The sequence below is a fragment of the Tautonia sociabilis genome, from assembly GCF_003977685.1.
Classification (GTDB): Bacteria; Planctomycetota; Planctomycetia; order Isosphaerales; family Isosphaeraceae; genus Tautonia; species Tautonia sociabilis.
Genome location: NZ_RYZH01000034.1, coordinates 35,274 through 61,066, shown reverse-complemented (window position 1 = coordinate 61,066; position 25,793 = coordinate 35,274). Strand labels below are relative to the sequence as shown.

At 70.0% G+C, this 25,793-nt stretch carries 20 protein-coding genes; 8 read left to right on the top strand and 12 right to left on the bottom strand.

The window, feature by feature from the left end; genetic code table 11:
• The first annotated feature begins 97 nt into the window (after positions 1 to 97).
• The 4 genes from TsocGM_RS17095 to TsocGM_RS17080 all read left to right on the top strand — a co-directional run bounded on the left by TsocGM_RS17095 (position 98) and on the right by TsocGM_RS17080 (position 2,472).
• On the top strand, positions 98 to 328 hold the full coding sequence (locus TsocGM_RS17095; RefSeq protein WP_126726676.1) for a hypothetical protein: 231 nt from the start codon (positions 98 to 100) through the stop codon (positions 326 to 328).
• A 152-nt stretch (positions 329 to 480) separates the two neighbouring features.
• Positions 481 to 855, top strand: coding sequence for an STAS domain-containing protein (locus tag TsocGM_RS17090; RefSeq protein ID WP_126726675.1), 375 nt, complete (start codon positions 481 to 483; stop codon positions 853 to 855).
• 103 nt (positions 856 to 958) lie between these two features.
• The gene (locus TsocGM_RS17085; protein WP_126726674.1) at positions 959 to 1,954 is read left to right on the top strand and encodes a rhomboid family intramembrane serine protease; all 996 of its coding nucleotides are present in this window, start codon (positions 959 to 961) and stop codon (positions 1,952 to 1,954) included.
• Entirely contained in the window at positions 1,951 to 2,472 is a 522-nt protein-coding gene (locus TsocGM_RS17080; protein WP_126726673.1) for a GNAT family N-acetyltransferase, read from the top strand. The genes TsocGM_RS17085 and TsocGM_RS17080 overlap by 4 nt, the downstream gene beginning before the upstream one ends.
• Here the strand turns inward: TsocGM_RS17080 and trpD are convergent.
• From trpD to TsocGM_RS17050, 6 genes are all read right to left on the bottom strand, one after another.
• Complete coding sequence (trpD, locus tag TsocGM_RS17075) at positions 2,414 to 3,487, bottom strand: anthranilate phosphoribosyltransferase (RefSeq protein ID WP_233578982.1); 1,074 nt, start codon at positions 3,485 to 3,487, stop codon at positions 2,414 to 2,416. The two genes, TsocGM_RS17080 and trpD, sit on opposite strands and share 59 nt — an antisense overlap.
• Before the next feature lie 104 nt (positions 3,488 to 3,591).
• Complete coding sequence (locus TsocGM_RS17070; RefSeq protein WP_126726672.1) at positions 3,592 to 4,830, bottom strand: S1C family serine protease; 1,239 nt, start codon at positions 4,828 to 4,830, stop codon at positions 3,592 to 3,594.
• A gap of 283 nt (positions 4,831 to 5,113) precedes the next feature.
• The gene (locus TsocGM_RS17065) at positions 5,114 to 5,593 is read right to left on the bottom strand and encodes a TraR/DksA family transcriptional regulator (protein WP_126726671.1); all 480 of its coding nucleotides are present in this window, start codon (positions 5,591 to 5,593) and stop codon (positions 5,114 to 5,116) included.
• Positions 5,594 to 6,194: 601 nt separating this feature from the next.
• Positions 6,195 to 7,724, bottom strand: coding sequence for a hypothetical protein (locus TsocGM_RS26125; protein ID WP_158633603.1), 1,530 nt, complete (start codon positions 7,722 to 7,724; stop codon positions 6,195 to 6,197).
• A 208-nt stretch (positions 7,725 to 7,932) separates the two neighbouring features.
• Positions 7,933 to 9,276, bottom strand: a complete 1,344-nt coding sequence (locus TsocGM_RS17055; RefSeq protein ID WP_126726670.1) for a DUF1552 domain-containing protein — start codon at positions 9,274 to 9,276, stop codon at positions 7,933 to 7,935.
• The gene (locus TsocGM_RS17050) at positions 9,273 to 12,014 is read right to left on the bottom strand and encodes a DUF1592 domain-containing protein (protein WP_158633602.1); all 2,742 of its coding nucleotides are present in this window, start codon (positions 12,012 to 12,014) and stop codon (positions 9,273 to 9,275) included. The genes TsocGM_RS17055 and TsocGM_RS17050 overlap by 4 nt, the downstream gene beginning before the upstream one ends.
• A 430-nt stretch (positions 12,015 to 12,444) precedes the next feature.
• On the opposite strand from TsocGM_RS17050, the gene TsocGM_RS17045 reads away from it, so the two are divergent.
• On the top strand, positions 12,445 to 12,918 hold the full coding sequence (locus tag TsocGM_RS17045; RefSeq protein ID WP_126726668.1) for a hypothetical protein: 474 nt from the start codon (positions 12,445 to 12,447) through the stop codon (positions 12,916 to 12,918).
• Positions 12,919 to 12,966: 48 nt separating this feature from the next.
• On the opposite strand, the gene TsocGM_RS17040 is transcribed toward TsocGM_RS17045, so the two are convergent.
• From TsocGM_RS17040 to TsocGM_RS17020, 5 genes are all read right to left on the bottom strand, one after another.
• Positions 12,967 to 13,392 carry an acyl-CoA thioesterase gene (locus TsocGM_RS17040; protein WP_126726667.1) on the bottom strand — a complete coding sequence of 142 codons (426 nt, stop codon included), beginning with the start codon at positions 13,390 to 13,392 and terminating at the stop codon, positions 12,967 to 12,969.
• Positions 13,393 to 13,421: 29 nt separating this feature from the next.
• A complete protein-coding gene (locus tag TsocGM_RS17035) occupies positions 13,422 to 14,129 on the bottom strand; it encodes a fused DSP-PTPase phosphatase/NAD kinase-like protein (RefSeq protein ID WP_233578981.1) in 708 nt (235 codons plus the stop codon).
• Entirely contained in the window at positions 14,017 to 14,694 is a 678-nt protein-coding gene (locus tag TsocGM_RS17030; RefSeq protein WP_158633601.1) for a phosphatase domain-containing putative toxin, read from the bottom strand. The genes TsocGM_RS17035 and TsocGM_RS17030 overlap by 113 nt, the downstream gene beginning before the upstream one ends.
• 251 nt (positions 14,695 to 14,945) lie before the next feature.
• Positions 14,946 to 16,760: a c-type cytochrome gene (locus tag TsocGM_RS17025; RefSeq protein WP_126726664.1), complete on the bottom strand. Its 1,815-nt coding sequence runs from the start codon at positions 16,758 to 16,760 to the stop codon at positions 14,946 to 14,948.
• A 174-nt stretch (positions 16,761 to 16,934) separates the two neighbouring features.
• Positions 16,935 to 19,580, bottom strand: coding sequence for a PVC-type heme-binding CxxCH protein (locus TsocGM_RS17020; protein ID WP_199756809.1), 2,646 nt, complete (start codon positions 19,578 to 19,580; stop codon positions 16,935 to 16,937).
• Between the two features lie 219 nt (positions 19,581 to 19,799).
• Here TsocGM_RS17020 and TsocGM_RS17015 point away from each other — a divergent pair, with 219 nt between their 5' ends.
• The 3 genes from TsocGM_RS17015 (at position 19,800) to TsocGM_RS17005 (ending at position 23,912) form a co-directional block, all read left to right on the top strand.
• Positions 19,800 to 21,569: an arylsulfatase gene (locus TsocGM_RS17015; RefSeq protein ID WP_126726663.1), complete on the top strand. Its 1,770-nt coding sequence runs from the start codon at positions 19,800 to 19,802 to the stop codon at positions 21,567 to 21,569.
• 12 nt (positions 21,570 to 21,581) lie between these two features.
• Entirely contained in the window at positions 21,582 to 22,973 is a 1,392-nt protein-coding gene (locus TsocGM_RS17010) for a sulfatase (RefSeq protein WP_126726662.1), read from the top strand.
• Between the two features lie 138 nt (positions 22,974 to 23,111).
• Positions 23,112 to 23,912 carry a TrmH family RNA methyltransferase gene (locus TsocGM_RS17005; protein WP_126726661.1) on the top strand — a complete coding sequence of 267 codons (801 nt, stop codon included), beginning with the start codon at positions 23,112 to 23,114 and terminating at the stop codon, positions 23,910 to 23,912.
• A 333-nt stretch (positions 23,913 to 24,245) separates the two neighbouring features.
• Here the strand turns inward: TsocGM_RS17005 and TsocGM_RS17000 are convergent, their stop codons facing one another.
• A complete protein-coding gene (locus tag TsocGM_RS17000) occupies positions 24,246 to 25,718 on the bottom strand; it encodes an NAD-dependent succinate-semialdehyde dehydrogenase (RefSeq protein WP_233578980.1) in 1,473 nt (490 codons plus the stop codon).
• Positions 25,719 to 25,793 lie beyond the last annotated feature (75 nt).

The following is a 25,793-nucleotide window of genomic DNA, read 5'->3' as shown; positions in this document are numbered from 1 at the left end:
CGATCGCGTTCCGCCGTGCCGGTCCCTCGTGATCCCGGTGCGAGGCGATCCCCGTCGCCTCTGCCGGGGTGACGTCCCGCTCGGAGGAGGAGATCCGATGCCCACTCCCCGACTCCGTATTTATCCCCGCCCTCAGGACCAGACCGAGGTCGAGGAATCCACCTCCCCGGCGATCCCGATCCGGCTGGCCGACCTGTATCCGTTGCTCGCCCAGGCCTACCGCGACAATTTCGTCTGGCTTCGGGACTTCGAGGAGGACGAGCTGCTCGTCAGCAACGACCTGTTCGAGGTCGTTCGCGCCTTCTCCGATTACCGGCCGTCGGCCTGATCGCCGCGATCCGGCCCGCTTCGGCACCGGGGAGGGTGCCTGCTCGAGCGTTGAACCCTTGTGGAGAGGGGGTCCGGGAGCCTACCCTAGACAGGGCCCGGCGATCGTCGGTCGCTCGACCGATCTCACCCCTCTTCCGGTAAGACGACCCGATGACCTCTCGCCATCCCGAGGACGGGTTCACGATCGAGCGTCGGGGCGATGTGCTGATCATCGTCCCCGCGCCCCGACTCGAGGAATTCGACCTGGCTGCCTCCGACGCCGTCAGCAGCGTCCTGCTCGGCCCGATCACCACGGAGCCGATGCCCCTGGTGATCGTCGACCTCGCGGGCGTTGACTACTTCGGCTCCAGCTTCCTGAGCCTGCTGTTGCGCTGCTGGAAGTCGGTGCTGGTCAAGGGGGGCCAGATGGTCCTCTCCGGCGTCTCTCCCCGGGCACGAGAGCTGCTGAGGATCACCTCGCTGGATATCGTCTGGCCGATTTACGCCAGCCGGAACGAGGCGCTGTCCGCCCTCCAGTCCGATTGAGGAGGCGCCGACGGCGTTTCGGTTGACAGGGCGTCGAGCCCCGTCGGATGATGGTCCTGGGGGGATCGGGCGCTACGGGGGAGGGCCTGGCTGCCGCGTCATCATGGGCATCTACGATCGCGACTACATCCAGGATCGTCCCGGGGGCTTTGGACTCTTCTCGGGTGGGAACTCCGCCGTCAAGACCCTGATCCTCCTGAACGTCGCCGTCTTCGCCCTCCAGTGGTTCACCGTCGGGGGCTCGGGGATGGGGATCGTCGGCTCCCCGGTGACCCAGGCGTTCGAGGCCTCGGGACCGAGGGTGCTCCAGCAGTTTCAGGTCTGGAGGCTGCTGACCTACGCCTTCCTCCACGCCGACGTCTTCCACATCCTGTTCAATATGTGGTTCCTGTGGATGGCGGGCCGGGAGCTGGAGACGATCTACGGCAGCCGGGAGTTCCTCTGCTTCTATCTCGCCGCGGCCGTCCTGGCGGGGGTCTTCTGGATCCTCACCGATCAACTGTTCGCCCCGGGGGCGTCCGACCTGTTCCAGGGCGGGGGCCGGGGAGTTCTGGGGGCCTCGGGGGCGGTCGCGGCCGTGCTGGTCGCCTTCGCCCTGTACTACCCGAGGCGAGAGGTGCTGCTGTTCTTCGTGCTCCCGATCCCGATGTGGCTGTTCGTGGCGTTCTTCGTCGGGATCAACGCCCTGGGCTTCTTCCAGCAGGCCCGGGGGGAGGAGACGGCGGCGGTCGCCTTCGCGGCCCACCTGGGAGGGGCCGGGTACGGATACCTGTACAAGGTGTATGACCTGCGCTGGTCGAGGCTCCTTGGCGGCGTCTCCTGGAGACGGCGGCCCCGGTTGCGCATCTTCTCGCCGGAGTCTCGTCCGTCTCGGGCGTCGCGACCGGGGACCACCGGGTCCCCGTCTCGGGCCGAGGGGGCCGGTCTGACCGGGGGACCGAGCGGCCGGTTCGCCGACGATCACCTCGATGCCCGGCTTGATGAGATCCTGGCCAAGATCGCCCGGGAGGGCCGAGGGGGGCTGACCGAGGAGGAGAACCGGATTCTCCAGGAGGCCAGCCAGCGCGCCCGCAACCGTCGAGGCGAACGGCTCCGATGAGTGATGCGACCGACCTCCGGATCCGGGACGCCCATCCTGGCGATCGCGACGTGATTGTCGCCTTCAATCGCGCGCTGGCTCGGGAAACCGAGGAGAAGGTGCTGGACCCCTCGGTCCTGACGCTCGGGGTCGAGCTGGCGCTGGAGGCCCCTGATCGCCTGCGCTACTGGGTCGCCGAGCGAGACGGCGAGATCGTCGGCCAGGCCGCCATCTCCCGGGAGTGGAGCGATTGGCGGTGCGGCTGGATCTGGTGGTTCCAGAGCGTTTACGTCCGGCCCCAGGATCGGGGGCGGGGCGTCTTCCGGACGCTCCACGCCCACATCCGAGGGCTGGCCCGAGCGTCCCGAGACGTGATTGGGCTGCGGCTCTATGTGGAGCGGGAGAACCGACGGGCCCAGGACACCTACGCCGCGCTCGGACTCCGCCCGGGAGGCTACCTCGTGTTCGAGGAGCTCTGGATCACGGGCGGGGAGGGGATGGATTGGTCGAGGCCCGGGGGCCGCTCGACCCGAGACTGAACCGGGCCCAGCGGTCGAGCAGGGCTCGGGCCTTGCCGCTGTCGATGGCCTCGGCGGCCCGCTTCACCCCGGAGGAGGGATCGTCGGCGAGCCCGGCGACCATCAGGGCGGCGGCCGAGTTGGCCAGGATGACGTGGCGGGCGGGGCCGTTCTGACCGTCGAGGACCTCCCGGATGAGGGCGGCGCTCTGCTCCGGGCTACAGACGCGGAGCTGCTCGGCCCTCACGGGCGGAAGCCCGAACTGCTCGGGGGTCCAGGAGGCCGGCTCGATCCGGCCGGACTCGACCCAGAGCACCTCGGTCGGTCCTGAGAGCCCGACCTCGTCCAGGCCCTCCGGCCCGGTGACGACCGCGGCCCGGGTGACTCCCAGCCGGGAAAGGGCGGCGGCCATCAGGAGGGCGAGCCGGCGGTCGGGGACCCCGACCAGTTGATAGTCCGGCCGGGCCGGGTTCGCCAGCGGCCCGACCAGGTTGAACAGGGTCCGGAAGGGGAGTTGCTTGCGGACGGCGGCCGCATGCTTCAGCGCGGGGTGGAAGCGGGGAGCGAAGAAGAAGGCCAGCCCGAGCTCATCGAGGCAATCGGCCAGGAGCTCCGGGCCGGGGTCGATGGCCACGCCGAGCCGCTCCAGGACGTCGGAACTTCCCGAGACCCCGCTGGCCGATCGGTTCCCGTGCTTGGCCACGATCGCCCCCGAGGCCGCCGAGACGATCGCGGTCGCGGTGGACACGTTGAGCGAGGAGGAGCCGTCCCCTCCGGTGCCGCAGGTGTCCAGGACCGGCCGTCTCGGAGGCTCGAACGGGGTCATCCGCGATCGAACCGCGTCGACGGCTCCGGCGAGCTCGGCGTCGGTCTCTCCCTTCACACGGAGGCCGGCCAGGAACGCGGCGAGGGCGGCTTCCGAGGCCTGGCCGTCGACGATGCGGGCCACCGCGGCCCGGCAGGCCTCCCGGGTCAGGTGTCGGCCGTCTCCGATCGTCTCCAGGGCCGAGCACAGGTCGTCGGGATCGGCAGGCACGCTCGCCTCGGCTGGGCTGGGGGATTCGAGATCACGGGGAGCCGAGCCGATCGCCCCGAGGGAGCGACTGGCCGTCGGGTCCGGAGGGATTGGGGGAGGACCGGTCAGGGGCGGACCAGATAGCCGTCGGGACTGGTCGCCGGCGTTCCCGGCTGGGGGAGCGAACTGGTCAGCTCATCGAAGTCGGCGACGGTCACCCGGATGGGGACATCCTGGCCGGCCCTGCGGACGACCAGCTCGACTTCCTGGCCGATCGGAGTGGTGGAAACCATGTTGATCAGGTGCCAGGTGTTGTTCACCGGGATGCCGTTGAACCGGATGATCACGTCTCCCTTGCGGATGCCTCCCTTCTGAGCGGGGGAGTCCTGGGCGACGGCCGAGATCAAGGTTCCCCGGGGTCGATCGAGGCCGAGGCGCTCGAAGTCCTCGGGGAAGATATCCTGGAGGGAGATGCCGATCGCCCCCCGGCGGACCTTGCCGGAGGCGAGCAGTTGTTCCATCGCCCACCGGGCGAGGTTGATCGGGATGCTGTAGCCGACGCCCTCGTTGCCCCCGCCGTGGGAGGCGATGGCGGTGTTGATGCCGATGACCTCTCCCCGGAGGTTGACCAGCGGGCCTCCGGAGTTGCCGGGGTTGATGGCGGCGTCGGTCTGGAGGAAGTCCTGATTCTGGACGCCGTTATCGTACAGGTCGCGTTCCTGGCGGCCCCGGGCGCTGATGATCCCCTGGCTGACCGAATGCGTGAGCCCGAACGGGCTTCCGACGGCCAGGACCCAGGTTCCGGGGACGGCCTCGTCGCTGTTTCCCAGGCGGGCGGAGGGCAAGTTGTCGACCGGCAGCTCGAGGACGGCGACGTCCGAGTCTTCGTCTCGGAAGATGGCCGAGGGGCGGAGCATTCGGCCGTCGTGGAGGTTGATCTGGATGTCCGACAGCTCGGAGCCGCTGATGACGTGGTTGTTGGTCAGGACGAACTGCCCGGGGCGGCGGTCGGATCGGACGATCACTCCCGAGCCGCTCTCCTCATACGTGCGCCGGGTGCGTCCCTCCTCGGTCCGGTCCCGCTTCAGGGCGACGATGTGCACGACCGCCCGGGAGACGACCTTGGAGACCAGCTCGAAGGTGCGGTTGACCTGATAGAACTGCTCGTACTGCCGGGAGAGGCTCTGGTAGATCGCCTCTTCGGAGGATTCCAGGCCGGGCTCAGGGAGCGTTTGATCCGGCTCCTGGGCGATTGGGGGGGTTGGGCGGGCGGCGAGGGGGGCGCCGCGCTGGGTGGCCAGGCCCAGCAGGAACCCGAGCAGGAGCGTGAGCGGGAGGGCGGCTGCGGTGACGGATCGCGCCATGATGCCTGGGACTCCTCGCCCGACGGGGTCGATCGGAGGGGGAGGGGCTCGGTCGGGGAGGGGCCGATGGTCGGCATGGCGGCCCCGAGCGCCCGGATGTCCTAGTATATGCCGCGCCCGGGACGGGAGTCAAAGCGACGCCCCCGACCGGACTTCCGGCGATCGATCCCCCCGGAATGGAGACGGGCGGGGCGCCGGCTTCGGCGCTCCGCCCGTCGGAGGATTGGGTCCGGTCCGGCCGGTGGGCGGCGGGACCGGGAGCGGGACCGGGAGCGGGTCGGGCTTAGCGGCCCGACTCGCTCATGTCCATCTCGTAGTCGCTGAGGTTAATGTGCCGATCTCCCTCGTCGAAGTGTCGGTCGGAGATCTCGGCCCAGCGGTAATCGATGGAGCGATTCATACCGGTCTTCCCCATGCGTTCCTGCTCGCGCTGGCAGTCGATGCAGGAATTGGTATAGGGGAGGGCGTTGAGCCGAGCGACGGCGATCTTGCCGTTGCAGAATTCGCACTGGCCGTAGGTGCCTTCGCTCATGCGATGCAGGGCGTGCTCGATCTGGCTCAGCTCTCGGCTCTCGATCTCGGCGATCTGGGAGCTGATTTCTTCATTGGCCGAGTCGACGGCGGCGTCGACCGAGTCGCCGACGTCGTTCATCGCCCGCAAGGCGTTCAAGGACTCGAGATCACCGGCGAGGGCCTTGCGGAGGGCGTCGCGCCGGGCGACTAGTCGCGAGTGTAGGCGAAGCAACGCGTCTTTACGGGCCATGACACACCTCCAGATGTTCGTCGCGAGCGGGCGGAACGATCCGCAACATCCTCGCCAAGGCCGGGTCATTTCGAATCGAAGGACAGGCGAATCGGTCGAGGTCGTCTCGCGCTCGGGCTCGTTCCGGTGGGCGCCGCCCGTCGCTCCGATCGGCGAGCAGAGGCCTCGCCAGGGACGACGGGGGGACGTGAGCGACCCTCAAGACTCGTCTGAGATCGTCAATTGGGCGGCGAAGCCTAGCACATTATGCGCCTCGGGCAAGGGGGCCGCCCGGCTGGGACTCCTGTCGTGAATAATACGCCCGAGCGAGGCGAAGGTTTGGCGGAATCCCCGAAAAAACTCGAACCTTCGGAGCGAGGCCTCGATCGCCGGGCGTCGTCTCGGTGTGGGGTGCGTGGTTCCTTCCGAGCGGGCCGGTTCATTCGACCGTGATGCCGGTGGTCGCGGGGGGGACGGAGGCGGGGGGAGGAAGGGAGGACGATCCGGGGATGAGTCGGGGGAGTCGTGTCGTTCGGTTCTCGGATCAGGCGATATAAGTTATCGAAATCCGCTCGGAATTGGAAGGGGGTACTTCCCGTTTTTTGGGGAGTCTCATGTCGGCTCATCGCAAGGAGAACTGGCGGTCGACGACCGCTGGCCCGCTTTGGGAGGTCGACTGGACGAAGTTGATGTACTGCCGGCTTCCGGAGGGGCCGAGGTAGATCCATTGCTCGAGGAATTCTCCCTGGGCGGCCGACCGGGCGAAGGATTGGGGGGCGCCGAGCTGGCCGAGGACCTGGTCCCGGGTCTGGCCTTCGAGGCCCTGGGCGGTCCAGGGGGTCAGGGAGGAGAGCAGGATCAGGGGGTTGGGGAGGGAGGCTGGCCGATGGTTGGGCGGTCGGGTCCGATCGGCCGTTTCCAGAGGGGTCCAGCCCAGGGCTTCGAGGGCCTCGAAGTGGGTGATGAAGACGCCGCTGTCGGGATCGAGGCGGAAGCGCCAGCCGTCGGGCTCGGCCTCGATCGCCGAGAGCCGGGCTCCGAACTGGACCTGGGAGCCGACCTCGGGGGGGCTGGCCTCGAAGAGGCGGAACCCCTCGAAGTCGAGCCGGGCGACCCGGGGTTGGAGCGGCCCGACGGCGAGGATTCGGTAGTTCACCTCGACGGTCCCGGCTCCCGAGGCGGGGGAGGAGGTCACCTCCCCGGAGATGAGGATCGATCGGCCCTTGTATGAGCGGTCGAAGAGGGCTCGCCACTCCGACTCGTCGGAGGTGCGGGCCCTCCGGTCGAGGATCTCCTCGAGCCGGTCTGGGATCAGGTCGACGTAGATGGCGGCCTCCCGGGCGGCTTGGCGGACCTCCTCGGCCCCGCCGATTTGGCCTCGGAGGGCGTCGACGGCCTCGGCCGCCCGAGCGAGCAGGCGGTGGGCGCGGTCGAACTCGCCGCGGTCGAGGGCGGGGATCCCCTCCTCCCGACCGCGCTGGACCAGGGCGGGATAGTCGCGCCGCTGGTTCCGGTGGAGGGTCCAGGAGACGGTCCCGAGGAGGACGACGAGCACGGCCAGCCCCACCAGGGCCGGTCGGTTGCTCCGGAGGCGATCGCCGAGGGAGGGGCGATGAGGGAGCGGGATCCGGCCGGGGGCGGCCGGGGAGGGCCGGGGGCGTCTCCTCGACGGGCGATCGCCGACGGGGCGGGGGGAGGAGGAGGGGCGTCCTCGGGGGGCCGGGGGGGGCTCGGGGACGTCGTCCGGCAGCTCGGAGACGGCCGCCTCGACCGGGTCGAGGGCGGGCAAGGGAGGCTCGGGGTGCCGCTGCCCCGGCTCGACGGGCTCGAGCCAGGGGATGTCCTCCTCCTCGACCGTCGCCTCGGGGATGTGGTCGGACAGGGGGATCGGGGCGTCGTCGACCGGCCCGACGGCCGCGGGCGGGGCCGCCTCGGCCCGGCTCGACGGGATCGGGGGTGCGGGCAGGGGGCTCATCGGGAGCACGAAGACCCCCGCGCCGCACTCGGGGCATCGGATCGCCTGATACCCCTCGGTCCGTCGCCCCCGGATGACGTGCCCCTCGGGGCAGGCGACCCGGAACGGCTGGAGCTCCTCCGGTGTGATCGGCCCCCGGCCCCTGACCCACTGCTTGGCCCGTCCGAACAGTTCCAAGGCCGCCTCCCCGACACCCTGCCCGAGGCGCATCGCAAGCTTCGACCGCTCCCGAGCATCGGGAGCGGCTCGAAGTCGACTCCGGCTCCATTCTATCCGAGCGGAGGCCCCCCGCCACCGCGGTCGGGGGGGATTGGCGGGGGGAGGGAACGGCGGGGGGCACGCGGCGGGAGGCCGAGGATCGGTCCCGCCGGGCCGGGGGGAGGGATCACCCGTCGAGCTGGTCGAGCCGGCCGGTGCTGTCGCCCAGCTCGTCGACGGGCGTGTCCATCCGGTCGAGCATGGAGAGATACAGGTTGTTCAGCGGCGTGTCGGTCGGGTACTGGAGGTGGCGTCCGGTCCGGAGGGTGCCGCAGCCGCCCCCGGCGAGGATGATCGGCAGGTCGTTGTGATTGTGGCGGTTGCCGTCGCCGATGCCGCTGCCGTAGAGGATCATGGAGTGGTCCAGCAGCGTGCCGTCCCCCTCGCGGATCTCCGCGAGTCGGCCGAGGAAGTAGGCAAGCTGCTCGACGTGGTAGCGGTTGATCCGGGCGATCTTGTCCTGTTTCTCGGCGTCTCCCTGGTGGTGAGAGAGGCTGTGGTGGCCGTCGGGGATGCCGATCCAGTTGTAGCTCTTGTTGCTCCCCTCGTTGGCGAAGACCATCGTGGCGATGCGGGTCTGGTCGGTCTGGAAGGCGAGCACGAGCATGTCGAGCATCAGGCGGAGGTGATCCTGGTTGTCCTTGGGGATCCCCTCGGGCTTGACGACGTCGTCGGGGCGCTCGACCTCCTCGGTTCGCTTCCGCTCGGCGACGACCAGCCGGCGCTCGATTTCCCGGACGGCGGAGAGGTACTCGTCGACCTTCCGGCGGTCGTCGGCGCCGAGGCGATGGTGGAGCGCCCGGGCGTCGTCGGCGACGAGGTCGAGGATGCTCTTGCGGTAGCGTCGGCGTCGGGAGTCGACGTCGTCGGCGGTGTCGTCGCCGAAGAGGCGCTCGAAGACCAGCCGGGGGTTGATCTCCTTGGGGACCGGCTGGGTGGGGCTGCGCCAGGAGAGGTTCGAGGAGTAGGCGCAGCTATAGCCGGAGTCGCAGTTGCCGGACTGGGCGCTGGGGTCGATCCCCAGCTCCAGCGAGGGGAGCCGGGTGTGGTGGCCCATCCGCGCCGCGGCGACCTGGTCGACCGAGATGCCGGCCCGGATGTCGGCGCCGTCGGTCTTGACCGGGTGGACGCCGGTGAGAAAACAGGCCATTGATCGGGCGTGGTCGCCGCCGCCGTCGCCGTGGGCCCGGGCCAGGTCCTGGGCCAGCCCGCTGAGCACCAGCAGGTGCTGCTTCAAGGGGGTCAGCGGCTCGAGGACGCGGGGGAGCTGGAAGTCATTCCCCAGGGCCGAGGGGGTCCACTCGGGCATGTGGGCGCCGTTGGGGACGTAGAGGAAGGCCATCCGGGTGGGGGCGACCTTGCCTCCCGGCCGCTGGGCGATCCCGGCGGCGGGCGCCATGGCCTCGAGCCAGGGCAGTGCCATCGCGGTGCCGAGGCCCTTCAGGACGGTCCGTCGCGAGAGGGAGATCATGGTTCGTTCACCTCCTCCGGTTCGACCTTCCTGAAGCGGAAGGCGTCGCTCGTGACGATGTCGACGACCAGGCGGTGGAAGCGGTAATCGTGGCGTTGGAGGTCGGCCAGGATTCCGTCGACCGCGCAGCGGTCGAAAGACTCGAGCCCTCGTCCGAGGGCGAAGGTCATCAGGTTCTCGGCGAGGGTCCGGGCGAAGTCGTCCTTCCGGGCGCGGAGCAGCGCCTTCAGGTCGGCGGGGCCGGCGAACGATTCGCCGCTGGGGAGCCGGCCGGAGGCGTCGACCGGGCTGTCGCCGTCCTGGTCGCGCCAGCGGCCGATCGCGTCGAAGTTCTCGAAGCCGAAGCCGAGCGGGTCCATCCGCTTGTGGCAGGAGGCGCACCCCGGGTTGGTGCTGTGCTGCTCCATCCGTTGCCGGAGCGATCCGGTCAGCTCGGGCCCCTCCTCCAGCTCGGGGACGTCCGGCGGCGGCGGCGGGATCGGGGCGCCGAGGATCTGGTCGAGGATGTACTTGCCCCGCTTCACGGGGGAGGTCCGGGTGGGGTTCGAGGTGATCGTGAGGATGCTCGCCTGGGTCAAGAGGCCTCCCCGGGGGGAGTCGGGGGGGAGCGAGACCCTTCGGAACTCGGCCCCGGAGACCCCTTCGATCCCGTAGTGCCGGGCCAGCCGTTCGTTGAGGAAGGTGTCCTCGGCGTCGAGGAGGTCGATGAGGCTGCGGTTCTCGCGGACGATCGCGGTGAAGAACAGCTCGGTTTCGGTCCGCATGGCGTCCCGAAGCTCGGGGTCGAACTCCGGGAAGCGATCCGGGTCGGGCTGGAAGGCGTCGAGGTTCTGGATCTGGAGCCACTGGCCGGCGAACCGGGTGATGAACCGGCTCGATTTCGGGTCTCGGAGCATCCGGAGGGCCTGGCGTCCCAGCTCGGCCGGGTCGCGGAGCGTGCCCTCGAAGGCGGCGCGGAACAGCTGCTCGTCGGGCATGCTGCTCCAGAGGAAGTAGGAGAGCCGGGAGGCGAGCTCCCAGTCGGTCAGGGGGCGGAGGCCGTCCGGGCGGGGAGGCCCCCCGACCTCGACGCGATAGAGGAAGTGAGGAGAGACGAGGATCGCCTGGACGGCGACCCGCATGGCGTCCTCGAACGAGCCGCCGTCGCGGCGGACGAGGCGGAAGAGGGTCATCAGCCGCTCGACCTCGTCCGGGGTGGTCGGCCTCCGGTAGGCCCGGTTGGCCAGGCGGTGGAGGCTCCGGCGGGCCACCTCCTCGTACGATCCGCTCAGCGCCGGCTCGGGGATGATCCTGCGGTGCGACTCGGGGAGGGCCAGGTAGTAGGAAACCACCGGGCCGACGAGCTCGACCCGATCGAGGATCAGGTTCCGGTCGCCCCGGAGCCGCTCGTCCGGGTGGTCCTGGTTGAAATAGTCGTTCAAGAAGGCGAGGGAAACGCGGCGCGATCCTCGGGAGATCCGGACGCGGGCCTCGAAGGAGCCCGGCTCCTGCTCGGTGGCTGGGACGTCGACCACGTCGACGGTCTGCCCGTCGATCTTGAACGCCAGGCGGGCCGGGTCCGGGCCGGCCTGCTGCCCGAAGGCCCGGACTCGGATGCGGTATTCCCCGTCCTCCTCGAACCGATGGTCGAAGGCGACCTCGCCGTTGCTCGCGAGGATCCGGCCGATCTTGCCGAAGAGACGGCCGCCGGCCGAGTCGTCGAGGGATTCGATCTCCTTCGAGACGATCGGGTCGGTCGGCCCCTGGACCTCCAGCCGGTGGACGATCAGGTTGCGATCCCCCTGGTCCTTCGGGTCGGGGGCGTCCTTTCGGTAATAGTCGTTCAGGAAGGCGACGGCGAACCGTTTCGAGCCGGCCCGGGTGACGACGGGGACCTCGACGACCTCCGTCGCGTCGGCCGCCTTGAGCTCGAACTCGCCGAGCGGGCGGCCGTCGAGCCGGATCGCCAGCTTCACCGGCTCCGGGCCGGCCTGCTGGCCGGAGACCCGGGCGCGGAGCAGGTAGCGGCCGTCGCTGGGGAAGTCGTGGTCCAGCCCGAGCTCGCCGTTGGTCGCGAGGATCTGGGAGCCGTCGCCGAAGGGCTGGCCGCCCTTGTCCTGGAGGGCCTGGCGATCGTACCGGACGGTTCGGCCGGGGCCCGGGCCGTTGGCGTCGATGGCGGTTCGGGTGATCTCCTCGGCCGCCGCGAGGTACTTCTCCAGCAACATCGGGTCGAGAGTGAGGACGTCTCCGATGGTGTCGAAGCCGTAGCCGACGTCATCGGCCGGGAAGTCGTCGGCGGGCCGGAAGTCGACTCCGATGAGGTCCTGCACCGTGAAGTTGTACTCGGCTCGGTTGAGCCGACGGATCGTGACCCGCCCCGGTTCCCTGAGGTCGCAGTTGACCTGGGACAGGGCCTCCTCGACCCATCCCGAGAGCTCGGCAACCTCTTGCTCCGTCGGCCTCGGCTCGGTGCCCGCCGGGGGCATGTCGCCGTCGGCGACGAGGATCCCGATCGTCTCCCAGCGGTCGCGCTCCTGGAGGACCGTCGAGAGGTCGCTGAAGGCCTCCAGGTTCAGGTCGGCCCGCTGCTTCTGGTTTCCGTGGCAAGAGACGCAGTAGGTCTGGAGGAGCGGGACGATCCGGTTCCGGAACGAGGACTCGAGGTCGTCGGCCGCCGAGCAGCGCCGGGGAGCGGACAGCAGTAGGGTCAGCGGGATCGCGGTGAGGAGGGGAAGGGACCAGAACCGATCGATCATGGCGTCCGGACCTCGATACGGGCGGGAGGCAGGAGCGAGGCCGAGGGGGGGCAAGCGGGCGGGAGGGCGGCTGGCGGGGACCATTCTCAGGGTGATTATCGGGGAAATTCAACCCTTATTCAACGGGATGCGTCCGGTTTTTCTCCGATCGGGCCGGGGAGGGAGGCCTGGCCATCGGCCTGGGGTTTGCACGAGTGAGCAGGGAGTGGGATGCTGGAGGGACGTCTCCCGGGATGTCCTCGTCCTGGCGTCCGACGCTCCCGGCGGGCCCCTTGGCCGTCTCGCCCGGCGATCGGCCGCTTCCGGGGATGCGGCATGAGGACTCGGGGCGATTCGCGAAGAGACTTGAAGCGACGTGGGGATCCAGGCCGGTTCGACTCGGGGAGGTGTTCCCGAGGGCCCGGCGAGTACCGACCGAGGGGGCGACACGATGGGATTCCTCGACCTCTTGCACGGGGCCCGGGGCCGGGCCTCGACCCTGGACGAACGCTCCCGGGCGAACCTGCTGCGGGCCTGGGGCCTCGATGAGTCGGATCTGGAGGAGCGGACGCCGGAGGACGCTGGCGAGAAGAACCCGCTCGACTACGACCGCTCCCAGTGGGGCCGGAAGCTTCGGCACATCCTGGACGGGCTGCCCGACTCGGAATCCCGCTGGGAGCACCTGATCCAGGAAGGCCGGGCCAAGCGGTTCGACGAGGACTGGATGCGGGGCCTGATGCGCGACGAGTTCGCGATGATGGTTCGGAGGGCGGTCGCCGACCGAGTCTTCACCGATCGGGAGCGCCAGAAGCTCGACCGGGCACGCACGCTGATCGGCCTGGACGAGGACGAGGCGAGGGCGATCTCTTCCTCGGTCGTCCGCGAAGCCGAGTCGTTCTTTGGCGAGCAGGTCGAGGGCACGTGAGGGGGGATTGCTCCGATCGAGCCGAGCCGACGGGGCCCAGCGGAATCGTCAGGAGGAGCCGGTCGCTGGCCTGGGATCGCCCGCGACGGCCCTCCCCCGGAGCAGGGCAGGCAGCGGCTGGGGACGACCCTCCCGGTCGATGCAGGCGAGGGTGCTGTGCCCCTGCGCGATCAGCTCTCCGTCTCGGAACAGCTCGTACCGGTGGACGATCTTGACGTGAGTCACGCGATCGACCGAGGTCCGGAGGGTCAGCAGGTCGTCGTACCGGGCCGGTCGGCGATACTTGCAGCCGAGGTCGATGATGACGAGCAGGTAGCCGGAATCCTCGAGGTCGCGATAGGAGACGCCGCGGGACCGGAGCAGCTCGGTTCGGCCCATCTCGAAGTAGACAAAGTAGTTGGCGTGGTGGAGCAGCCCCATGCGGTCGGTTTCGGCGTAGCGGACTCGGATGGGGATCTCGTGGTGCTCCGACATCGTGCGAGGCTCCCTGGGCCGGTCGGGGGTCAGCGATGGACGGGGGCGCCGGTGTCGTCGGCGGGCCGGGTGACGACCCGGAGGGGATAGGGATTGTAGGGCCACTGGGATCGGTTGGGGGTTCCCGGTCGGTACTGCTCGGCGATCCACCGCCGGAAGGTCGCTGGGGAGTGCTCGGCCTGGGAGTCGGCCAGCCACCGCTGATATTGCCGGAGCAACCCGCGCATGACGAGTCCGTCCTTGATCGGGAGGAACAGGAAGTAGGGGGAGAACTGGGCCTCGGCCTCGGCGATCGACCCTCCCGGGCGGAGCAGGACGGCCATCGACGCCACGAGCCCGGTGCGCTCGGCCCCGAACTGGCAATGGACCAGCAGCGGCCGGGAGGCGGAGTCGAGCACCTCGACCAGCTGCTCGGCCTGCTCCGGGGTGAGCCAGTAGTCCGAGGCGAGGGGGACGTCGATGAGGGTCGCGCCGGCCGAGAGGGTCGCCTCGCGCTCGGCCGGATACCAGTCGGCGGCCGGATTCGGCCCTCGGAGATTGAGCACCGATCGGATTCCCCGGCGCCGGATCAGCGCGGCGAGGGTCTCCGCGTCGAGCTGTGCCGACCGGTAGATCGATCCGGGCTCAATGACGCCCACGTTGCCGGTCGTCCAGCGCCAGCCCACCAGGGCCAAGGCCGCGATCATCCCCCAAGCCGACGCGCCGAGGGCCCGACGCACGATCCGGACGCGAACCATTCTGCGACTCCTCGGGCCGGGCGAAGGGGGAGGCGGCGAAGGCCTCGATCAGCCGGCGATCATCGAACTGGTCCTCGGGTTCGGTCCAGGGGAAGCGCTCCAACTCCTCCCAGGCGCGATCGGCCGACCATCCCTGGTGCCGGATCCGGTACGCCGCCAGCGCCAGGTTCGTCCGGTGGTGGCCGCCGACGCAGTGGAAGAAGACCGGCTGCCGGGCCGGGTCGGCCAGCAGGTCGGCCGCCTCGGCCAGTTGCTCGATGGTGGCCGTCGACCCGCGCATGGGCACGATGATCCAGTCGACGCCGGTTTGCCGGACGACGCGCTGCTGGTCGACGTATTTCGGGTCGTGGGTGTTGATCGCCGTCAGGGTGACGATCGTCCGGATCCGCTCGCGAGCGATCAGCCTCCGGAGCGGCCTCGGCCGCTGCCAGGCCCCTCGGACCAGCTGACCGGGGGCGAGGACGACGACCCGCTTCTCGAACAGGTCGTGCCGGAAGGAGACGCCCGCCGTCGCGAGCAGCGCCAGGGCGAGCAGGGCGATCCTCCTCCGGGTTCTCCCACGCATGGTCCGACTCCCTCCGGCTCGGGGCCTTCCGGCCGCCGAGGGCTCGGATTGTAGCGGAGGGAGGGAGGGGGGCAAGCTCGATCTCCCGGGGAGCATCGGGGGGGGGGGAGATTCCCGAGCGTTGGGGGAGGGCCTTGGGGGAGGGCTGGGGAAGGGTCCCCTCCCCGGCTCCTCCCCGGCGCTCCGCTCCGAGTCGTCGCGATCCCGAGGCGCCGCGATCGCCGGGCCGAGGCTCCCCGGGCCGAGCCGGGTCACGACCCTCCGACGACCGTGAAGTCCGCCTCGGAGCCGTCCGCCCGGGTGACCTCGACGCGGAGGCCGTCCGATTCCCGGGCATCGGTGTCGACCCGGAGGATCAGCCGATGCCGGCCGGGGCCGAGGTCGGCGGTGAATCGTGCAGCGGGAGCGATCGGCTCGCCGTCGAGCCAGAGCGAGAGCCCGTCGGTGGCGTCGAGGGAGAAGGCGAGGGGCCCGGCCTTGGTCACGTCAATCTCTCCGCGCAGGGCGAACACGGGGGAGCCGGCCTTGGCGGCGACCTCGTCGAGCGGCAGGGAGCCGGCGGTCTTGCCGTAGGCGGTCTGCCAGGAAAGCTCGTCGGCCGAGGAGATCGCCGCGGGGAGGTCGCCTCCTCCGGCGTCGTCGGGGTCGACGGAATCGGCGGCTTGGGGGAGTGGGAGGACGCTCCAGCGCTGGATGGTGGGAGTGGAGCGGATGGCATACTCCCCGGGCTTGCCCAGCACGGAGAGGAACGCGATCAGGTCGACGAACTCGTCCCGGGTCAGGAAGTTCGGGAGCCCCTTGGGCATGAGCGAGCCGCCCGACGTCTCGTCCTCGATGTCGCTTGTCGGCACGATCCGGTCGATGCCGGTCGCCTCTCGGAGGACGATGCGGTTGGGGGACGACTCCTTGACGATGCCCTGGACGATCTGGCCGTCGCGGGTCAGAACGGTGCGGACCTGGTATTCCTCCTTGACGGCCTCCTCGGGGTCGAGCAGGGATCGGATCAGGTAATCGGGGGGGGAGCTGGCCCCGATGGCGCTGAGGTCGGGGCCGATGTCGCCGCCGGCGCCGCTGACGGCGTGGCACTTCATGCAGTTGACATCGTCGCGGCGGAAGACCAGTTCCCCCCGGGCGGGGTCGCCCTGGGTCTGGACGTCGGCGATGAGCGCCTGCATCTCGGCCTCGGTGAGCGGGGCGGGCTCGGCGTTGATGCCGGCGGCCTCGCTGAGGGCGGCGACCAGGCTGGGATCGGTCCGACCGACCGAGTACATCGAGCGCAGGGCGAGCTTGGCGGGGTCGGCCGGGAGCCCTTCGGCCCGGATTCGGGAGGCGAGGCGATCGGGGCCGTCCTGACGGTCGAGGAAGGCCTGGATCAACGGGGCGACCGCGTCGAGGTCGGCCACGGCTCCGGAGGCGAGCGCCGAGACGGCGCGCTCGGCGGCGGCGTCGACGTCGAGGCGGGCGAGGGAGGCGATGGCGGGCAGCCGGACGTCGAGCGGCCGATTGGGGCCGGCGAGGTCGAGGATCGCCTGCCGGCTGGCGGGACCGCCGATGTCGGCCAGGGCGGCCAGCGCCGCTTCGCGCAGCGGGCGGGGCTCCTCCAGGTCGGTGGCCACGGCCGTGAGGGCGTCGGCCGCCCCCTCGACCTCCCAGGCTCCGGCGAGTCGGATCGCCGAGAGGCGAGCGTCCTGGCTCTCCGGCGCGTCGTCTCCTCGGATCAGGGCGGTGATCCGGGAGCGATCCCCTTCGGGGGAGACGCCCCGGGTGCGGGCGGCCTCGGCCAGCGCGTCGAGCGCCAGGGTCCGGTTCTCGGGGGAGAGGGCCTCGGCCCCGGTGGCCAGCTCGAGCAGGAAGCCGAGGTCGGCGGGGGATCCCTGGCGGCCGATGAGCGTGATCAGGGTGCCTTGGCGGTCGGCGGGAACCCGACCGCTTTTGAGCATCCGGACCATGGGGCTGTCCTGGACGGCAGCGATCGTCGCCGTCGGGCAGAGCAGCAGGAGCAGAGTCGCCGGCCAGGCCAGGCGGGCGAGGGAGGCCCTCGGGCTCGGGAGGAGGGTCGGCATCATCGGGGGAAGGACCTCGATCGGGCTTGGGGGCGGATCGATTGGCTCGGGGAGGACGGCTGGCGGGAGGAGGGGAGGGAAGACGATGGCGGGAGTCGGTTCGCGATGATCGAATCGGCCGAGAGGGCCGGAGGAGGCGCCGGAAGATGGCCGGGCGCCTCCCCCGCCGGGCCGCGATCATTCGAGGCCGAGCTTGAGGATTCGGTCGCTGAGCGTGGCGTTCGTCTCGTTCAGGGTGTACTCCAGGTAGTAGTCCTGGGGGTGGAGGAGCGATTCGAGCGCGATTTCCTGGGCCCGGGCGGCGTCCTCACCTTTGAAGAAGCTCAGGGCGCGGACGGCTTCGAGGCGGACGCGGGGGTGATCGTCGTTGACCTGCGTCTGGAGCAGGCCGAGCGGGTCGTCGACCCGGTCTCGCCAGTAGCCGAGGACGCGGGTGGCGGCGGCTCTCGCCTTCGGCTCGGGGCAGCGGAGCACGGTTTCGAGCAGGTCTTGGTCGACGACGTCGAACTGCTGGTGGACCCAGAGGGCCTCGAGCATCTGCCGCCAGTAGTCCGGGTCGTCGCGGTTGAGCTCGGCGATCCAGGGATCGAGGGCGGCCATCACCTGGTCGGCGTCTCGGGAGCGAAGCTCGATGCGGGTGCGGTATCGGGTGCGGTCCTCGTAGGTTTTCAGCAGGTCGAGCAGCTCGGGGATCGAGGCGCCGGCGATCTTGGCGGGATCGACCAGGGGCTTGCCGGTGTATCGGATCCGCCAGATGCGGCCGTGGTTGACGTCTCGGTTCGGGTCCCGGATCGAGTGCTGCATGTGGCCGATCAGCGGGTTGAACCAGTCGACGAGGTAGAGGGCGCCGTCGGGCCCGAATTCGAGGTCGACGGGGCGGAAGTTCGTGTCGCTGGAGCGGAGCAGCGGCTCGACCGGGTCGGCGGCGAAGCCGGAGCCCTCCTCCCGCATCGTGTACTGGAGCACGCCGTGGAAGCCGATGACGTTGTTGAGCAGGTAGTTCCCCTGGGCCTCCTCGGGGAAGTTGCGGCTGGAGACGAGTTCGCAGCCGGAGGTGGGGCGCCACTGCTTGACGAGGAACTGTTGCATCGGCGGGTGCTTGCGCGGGTAGTCGACGTCGCCGGAGAAGGCGGTTCCGTAGTAGTTGGCGCCGCCGGAGGCGTCGGCCACGAAGTTCTGGCCCCAGCGGTCGAAGGTGTGGCCCCAGGGGTTGGCGAAGGGGTAGGAGACGAAGATATCCACCTTCTCGGTGAGCGGTTCGTAGCGGAAGACGGCGGCGTCCTTGACGCGGGTTGGCCCGTAGGGCGTTTCGATCTGGGTGTGGTGGAAGGTTCCCTCTTGGAAGTAGAGGGCGCCGCCGGGGCCCCAGGTGAAGGCGCTGAGGGAGTGGTGGGAGTCGGCGGAGTCGAAGCCGTGGAGGCGGTAGGAGTACTCGTCGGCCACGTCGTCGCCGTCGGTGTCGCGGGCGAACAGGAGGTTGGGCTGCTGGGCGATGTAGGCGCCGCCGTCGCCGATCTCCAGGCCGGTGGGGACGTGGAGCCCTCGGGCGAAGGTGATCTGCTTGTCGGCCGTGCCGTCGCCGTCGGTGTCTTCCAGGATGAGGATCTTGTCGTCGACGGGGGTGCCGGGCAGGTACATCGGGTACGAGGCCATGGTCGTGACCCAGAGCCGGCCCTTGGGGTCGAAGGCCATCTGGCAGGGGTTCTTCAGGTCGGGGAACTCGCGCTCGGAGGCGAAGAGGTTGATCTCGTAGCCCTCGGGGAGCTCGAAGGTGGCGAGGGTCTCCTCGGGGGAGGTGATCGTGATGGGTCCCTTGACGTTGCTCTCGATGGGGACGAACGCGCCGGTGCCGGAGTCGTCGATCTGATCGGGGACCTTGTTCCCCCGGGCGATCTCCCAGATGCGGCGGTCTCGGACCTCGATCATTTTGCGGAGCTTGGCGAACTCGGCCGGGAAGTTGACGACCCCGAAGGGCTCCTTGCGGCCGCCGTAGATGTAGTAGCCGTTGATGGCGCGGTAGTCATAAAAGAACTGCTTGTTCTTCTCCAGGACCGCCGCGCGCAGGGCGTCGAGGTCGGCGGCGATGGAGCCGGGACCGGGGCGAGGGCCGAAGAGGGCCTCGTCGAGGATGGGAGCGAGCTTGCGGTATCCCGCGTCGGTCAGGTGGACGCCGTTGAAGGTCCAGGGCTCGGGGTCCTCGGCGTACCCTTGCTTGGTGGGGTGGAACAGGTCGACGAAGAGGACCCCCTTGGAGCGGGCGATCTCGGCCATCGCGTCGGTGTAGAGCGCGAGGTTGGCGTTGTTCTTCGAGCCGTCGGGGAGGGTGCGGCGGCCGAGGTCCTCGTGGGCGATCGGCGAGAGCAGGACGAGGGTGGGCGGCTCCTCGCCGTTGTAGGGGGTCGTGGTCGTCTCGTCGATGAACGCGGCGAGGTCCCGCCGGAACGTCTCCAGGCCCTCGGGCCCGGCGAACGACTCGTTGAAGCCGAAGGCGGCGATCACGACGTCCGGCTTCTCGTCTTCGAGGGTATGGCCGTGGTCGTCGAAGTCCTTGGAACGCGGCCGCAGGGTCAGCTCGTCGGCCGACCAGCCGAGGTCGCGGACCACCAGCTCCAGCTCCGGGAATCGGCTGTGCAGCAGAGTTTCCCAGTGGCCGAAGTACTGCATCCGTTCGGCCAGGGTGTTGCCGATGAGGATGATGCGGTCCCCCTTGTCGAGCGGGAGCCGCTCGGGAGCGGGGCCCTCGGCCCGGGAATCGCTCGCGACGGGAGTCGCCAGCGTCGCCAGGGCGAGTGCGGACCAGAACGCGACGGTCGCTCTCATCATGATGGCCTTTCGGGGAGCGAGAAGCGGGGAGGGGACGGTCGATGTTCGATCGCCTCGCGGACGGCGGCCCCTCGGGGATGATCTGGGGTTCGATCGATGCGACGGGCCGGGTGAATGGCCGGTGGACGGCCCTCGTGGCCGCTTATTATACTCCCCCCCGTCGGCGACTCCACGTGGTCGTGCGGGGCGCGCAAGGGGCCTTTCGGAGGGAGGCGGCCGATGGGGTGCCATGTTCGAGCTCGAAGACCGCTGGCCGCGACCGCCGCCGGGCTGGCGCTGGCCTTCGGCGCCTGGGTATCCGCCGAGGGGGCCGGGGAGCCGTCTGCTCGTCCCCCCGAGCGGCCCAATGTGATTTTGATCCTGACCGATGACCAGGGGTATGGCGACCTCGCCTGCCTCGGCAACCCGGTGATCCAGACGCCGAACCTGGACGCCCTGCACGCCGACTCCGTCCGCCTGACGGACTTCCACGTCGACCCGACGTGCTCCCCGACCCGGGCCGCCCTGATGACCGGCCGTTATTCCGGCCGGGTCGGCGTCTGGCACACGATCATGGGGCGATCGATCCTCCGGGAGGGGGAGACGACGATGCCCGAGGTCTTCTCGCGGTCGGGCTACGCGACGGCGCTCTTCGGCAAGTGGCACCTGGGGGACAACGCTCCTTCGAGGCCCCAAGATCGAGGCTTCTCGCGCACCCTGGTCCACGGCGGGGGAGGGGTCGGCCAGACCCCCGACGTCTGGGGGAACGATTACTTCGACGACACCTACCTGGACGACGGTCGGCCCCGGCCGACGGTGGGCTACTGCACCGACGTCTGGTTCGACGCCGCCTTGCAGTTCATCGGCGACCAGGCCGACGCCGGCCGGCCGTTCTTCTGCGAGATCGCGACGAACGCCCCCCATGCCCCCTACCGCGTTCCCGAGCGGTACGAGGCGATGTACGCCAACAACCCCGAGGTGCCGAACGCCGCCTTCTACGGAATGATCACGAACATTGACGAGAATGTCGGCCGCTTGCTCTCCGTTCTCGACGAGCGCGGCCTGTCCCGGGAGACGCTCGTTATCTTCATGACCGACAACGGAACCGCGGCCGGAGTGCGCGGCGGTGTTGGCTTCAACGCCGGGATGAGGGGCCAGAAGGGCAGCCCCTACGACGGCGGCCACCGGGTCCCCTGCTTCCTCCGGTGGCCGGGAGGAGGCCTCTCCGGCGGGAGGGACGTCGATCGGCTCTCGGCCCACCTCGACCTGCTCCCCACGCTGATCGACCTCTGCGGCCTCTCCCCGCCGGAGGGGGTCGCGTTCGACGGGAAGAGCCTCGCCCCCCTGCTCCGAGCGGAGGAGGCGGACTGGCCCGAGCGGGTCCTGGTTGTGGAGTCGCAGCGGGTTGAGAACCCCATCAAGTACCGGCAGTGCGCCGTGATGACCGAGCGCTGGAGGCTGGTCAACGGGGCCGAGTTGTACGACATCGAGCACGACCCGGGCCAGTCCCGGGACGTGGCGGACGAGCATCCCGAGGTCGTCTCGGTGCTGCGGGACCAGTACGAGCGCTGGTGGGCCGACGTTTCCCGGGAGCACGGCCAGGTCGCCCGGATCGTGCTCGGCTCGGATCGGGAGAATCCGAGCCGGCTGACCTGCCACGACTGGCACGAGGCCGATCCGCCCTGGAACCAGTCGATGATCCGGCAGGGGAAGGTGGCCAACGGCTTCTGGACCGTCGAGGTCGCCCGGGACGGCCTGTACGAGATCGAGCTGCGCCGCTGGCCGGCCGAGGAGCCCCGGCCGATCAACGACGGCCCCGGACCGAAGGCCGAGACGGCCCGCGTCTCGATCGCGGGGGTCGACCTGTCGCGGCCGGTCGGACCCGAGGACCTGGCCGTCTTGTTCCGGACTCCGCTTCCGGCCGGCCCGGCCCGGTTGCAGACCTGGCTCGAAGGGCCCGAGGGGACTCGGGGGGCGTACTTCGTGTCCGTCCGTCTGGTGAGTGACTGAGGAGGAACCCTCATGAGCATTGGCTCCGCGACCGCCGCCCCGGTTGTCATCCTGCTCGCGATGCTGTCGGCGGTTCGCGCCGGCGATGAGGGTCGGCCCCCCAACGTCGTCGTCTTCCTCGCCGATGACCTCGGCTGGGGAGACCTCGGGTGCTATGGCCACCCGGTGATCCAGACGCCTCACCTTGACCGCTTCGCCTCGCAGGGGGTCCGGTTCATCCAGGCGTATGCGGCCAATGGCGTCTGCTCTCCCTCTCGGTCGGCGATCCTGACCGGGAGGACGCCGTATCGCAACGGCGTCTATCGATGGATCCCCGAGGGGCACGAGGTCCACCTCCGCACCAGCGAGATCACCACGCCGGAGCTGCTGAAGGCGCTTGGCTTCGAGACCTGCCACGTGGGCAAGTGGCACCTCAACGGCCGGTTCAATGCGCCCGACCAACCCCAGCCCGACGACCACGGCTTCGACCACTGGTTCGCCACCCAGAACAACGCGGCCCCGAGCCACAAGGACCCGACCAACTTCGTCCGGAACGGAGAGCCGGTCGGGCCGCTCGAGGGGTACTCGTCGTCCCTGGTCGTCGGCGAGGCGATCCGGTGGCTGCGCGACCTCCGGAGCAAGGACGCCCCCTTCTACCTCCAGGTCTGGACCCACGAGCCGCACCTGCCGATCGAGACGGCCCCCGAATTCCAGGCCCTCTACGAGGACCAGACCGACGAGCCGGGCGTGCTCCAGCACCACGGGAACGTCTCGCAGTTGGATCACGCCTTCGGCCGGCTCATGGCCGAGCTCGACCGGCAGGGACTCGCCGACTCGACAATCGTTCTTTTCACCTCCGACAACGGCCCCGAGGGGACGGGCGCGGGGGATCCCGAGCATCCCGGCTCCCAGCGGGACCGGACCCGGGGCTCGACCGGCGGGCTCCGGGGGCGCAAGCGGGACGACTTCGAGGGGGGCATCCGCGTCCCGATGATCGTCCGCTGGCCGGGAACGATCGCGCCGGGAACGGTGAGCGACGTGCCGGTGATCGGTTCCGACATCTTCGCAACCATCTGCGACGTTGTCGGCATCCCCCTGCCCGACGACCGCGTCATCGATGGCGCCAGCATGGTCCCCGCCTTCTCCGGGGAGCCGATCGAGCGGTCGGTGCCGATGTTCTGGCGCACGCACATTTCCAGCCCGGACAGCCGGGTCGCCATGCGGGAAGGGGACTGGAAGGTCGTCGGCAACGTCGACCTGACCCGGTTCCTGCTGTTCAACCTCGCTGAGGACCCCGGGGAGACGACCGACCTCTCCGAGTCGCATCCCGAACGCTTCCGGGAGATGACCGAGCGGCTCATCCGGCTGAACGCCTCGGTCCTTGGCGACGGGCCTGACTGGTGGAAGAAGGACGCGAGCCACTGACTCCGCGACTGCCTGGCGGTACGATCCGATGGAAGCCTTCCCCGTGCGGATGCGATGGCCCCTCACCCTGCTCCCGCTGCCGGTCGTCGTCCGGGCCGGGGTCGCCTCGGGACCAGCGTCGAGCCTTCGGATTCCCCCATGCCGTTGATTCGCATCGACGACCTGGACGACCCCCGGCTTGCCGTCTATCGCCATCTGAAGGCGACGAATGAGACGAGATCCCTCCCGATCTTCGTGGTCGAGGGGGAGAAGCTGGTCGATCGCCTGCTCGCCAGCCGGTACCCGACGCAATCGGTCCTGCTCTCCGACCGCCACGCCGAGCGCATCGCCCCGAAGATCCCCGAGGGGATCCCCTGCTTCGTCGTCGAGCACGCCCGGATCTCGGGCCTGGTCGGCTACAACTTCCATCAGGGGGCTCTGGCCGCCGGGCATCGGCTCCCCCCGGCCGACCTGGAGCAGATCGTGGCTCGGGAGCGGGGCGAGCTGACCCTGGTGGTCTGCCCCGTCGTGCACAACCCGGAGAACCTCGGCACGATCGTCCGGACGGCCGATGTCTTCGGGGTCGCCGCGGTGCTGGTCGGCCCGTCGTGCCCCGATCCGTTTTCCCGTCGCGTGCTGCGGGTCTCGATGGGGACGGCGCTCGACCTGCCGGTGATCCCCTGCGCCGATCTCGGCGATCGGCTCGATCGGCTCCGGCGCGACTTCGGGTTCCGGCTCGTCGCGACCGTCACCGACCCGGACGCCGAGCCGGTCGATCGCTTCGAGCGGCCCGCTCGCCTGGCGATCGTCATGGGGTCCGAGGCCCACGGCCTCGACCCCTGCTGGGTCCTCCGCTGCGACGATCGCGTCACGATCCCGATGCGGCCGGGGGCCGAGTCGCTGAACGTCTCGGTCGCGGCCGGGATTCTCCTCCATCGCCTCTCTCGTCCCGAGCGCTGAGGAACACTCGCCCCGCGCTCCGACGACTTCGAAGAAGCGGGCGGTCGGTTCCAGGAATCCCGGCCGGTCGGGATCGCCTGAGAGCTCCTGCCGAAGAGCGTGCCTCAGCGGATCCTGGCCGGGCTGGTGGAGCTGGATCGTCCGGAAGTCGGGGTCGCTGATCCAGACGACCACACCGGCTTGGCGATTGCGATCAGCTCGTCGGCGGTCGGTGTGCGGGGGGGGCCGAGTTGGGGGCGGTCGAGGCGCTCAAGGGGACGGCTCCCGGATGTCGGGATCGGGCCGGGAGCGGCGGCGGGAGAGTCCGGCCGCTCCCGGCCGACGACGGTCGGATCAGCCTCGGAGGCCGATCGAGACGAACTTCGTCTCCAGGTACGCCTCGAGCCCCTCGGTACCCAGCTCCCGACCCAGCCCCGACTGCTTCATCCCGCCGAAGGGGCACTGGGGAGTGGCGGGGACCGGGTCGTTGACGCCGATGATGCCGGCCTCCAGCCCTTCGGCCATCCGAGTGGCGATGGTCAGGTCGTTGGTGAAGATGTAGGCGGCGAGGCCGTAGGGGGTGTTGTTGGCGGCCTGGATCACCTCATCCACCTGGGAGAAGTCGATCAACGGCATGATGGGGGAGAAGGGCTCCTCGGTCATCAGCCGCATCGAGCCGTCGACGTTGCGCAGGACGGTCGGCTCGAAGAAGTAGCCCTTCTCGAAGCGGGTCGGCCGCCCTCCGCCGGCCAGGATCGAGGCGCCTCGGGACTTCGCGTCCTCGATCAGCGCCATGGTCTTGTCCAGGCCCTGCTGGGCGAACATGGGGCCGATGGCGACCCCCTCCTCCCACCCCGGGCCGAGCTTCAGCCGCTTGGTTTCCTCGACGGCCGCCTCGGTGAACCGCGCGGCGAGCTTCTCGTGGACGAAGAAGCGGGAGGGGGAGACGCAGACCTGGCCGTTGTTGCGGAATTTGCCGATCACGGCGGCCTTGGCGACCTGCTCGACGTCGGCGTCCTCGAAGACGATCAGCGGGGCGTGCCCGCCCAGCTCCAGGCTGAGCCGCTTCACGCCGTCGGCCGACTTCCGGATCAACTCCTTGCCGACTCGGGTCGAGCCGGTGAAGCTCACCTTGCCGATCTCGGGGCGGGAGAAGTAGGCGTCGGCGATGCCAGGGGCGTCTCCCATCACCAGGTTCGCCACGCCGGGGGGGCATCCGGCGTCTTCCAGGCACTCGAAGATGGCGATGAGGGTCAGCGGCGTCTGGTCGGCCGGTCGGCTGACCACGGTGCATCCGACCGCCAGGGCCGGGGCGATCTTCCGGCTCGGGAGGGCGGAGGGGAAGTTCCAGGGGGTGATGGTGCCGACGACGCCGACCGGGTGGGTGATGGCAAGGTGCCGTTTGTTCGGGGCCGAGGGCGGGATGACCCGGCCGTAGGCGCGCTTCCCTTCCTCGGCGAACCACTCGAAGGTGGCGGCGGTGTGCAGGACCTCGGCGCGGGCCTCGGGCAGGGGCTTGCCCTGCTCCAGCGTGAGGGCGCGGGCGATGCCGTCGGCGCGCTGGCGGAGCAGCTCGGCGGTGGTCTTCAGGACCTCGGCGCGCTCGTAGGCGGTCTTGGCCCGCCAGGAGGGGAGGGCCCGGGCGGCGGCGTCGATGGCGCGTTCGGCGTCGGCCCGGCCGCCGAAGGCGACCTCGGCCAGTGTGGATTCGTCGGCCGGGTTGATGACCGCCAGCCGGCCGCCATCGGCGGCGTCGCACCAACGGCCGTCGATGTACATCTGAGTGTGTGTGGGGACGGTCAAGGCGGGGGCGGCGGCCGTCGTCATCGTGTCACCTCGGAGGGGCGTCAGCGGGGTGGCATCGGGTCGTCCCGTCGCGATCGAGCCGGGGGGCGGTCGCCC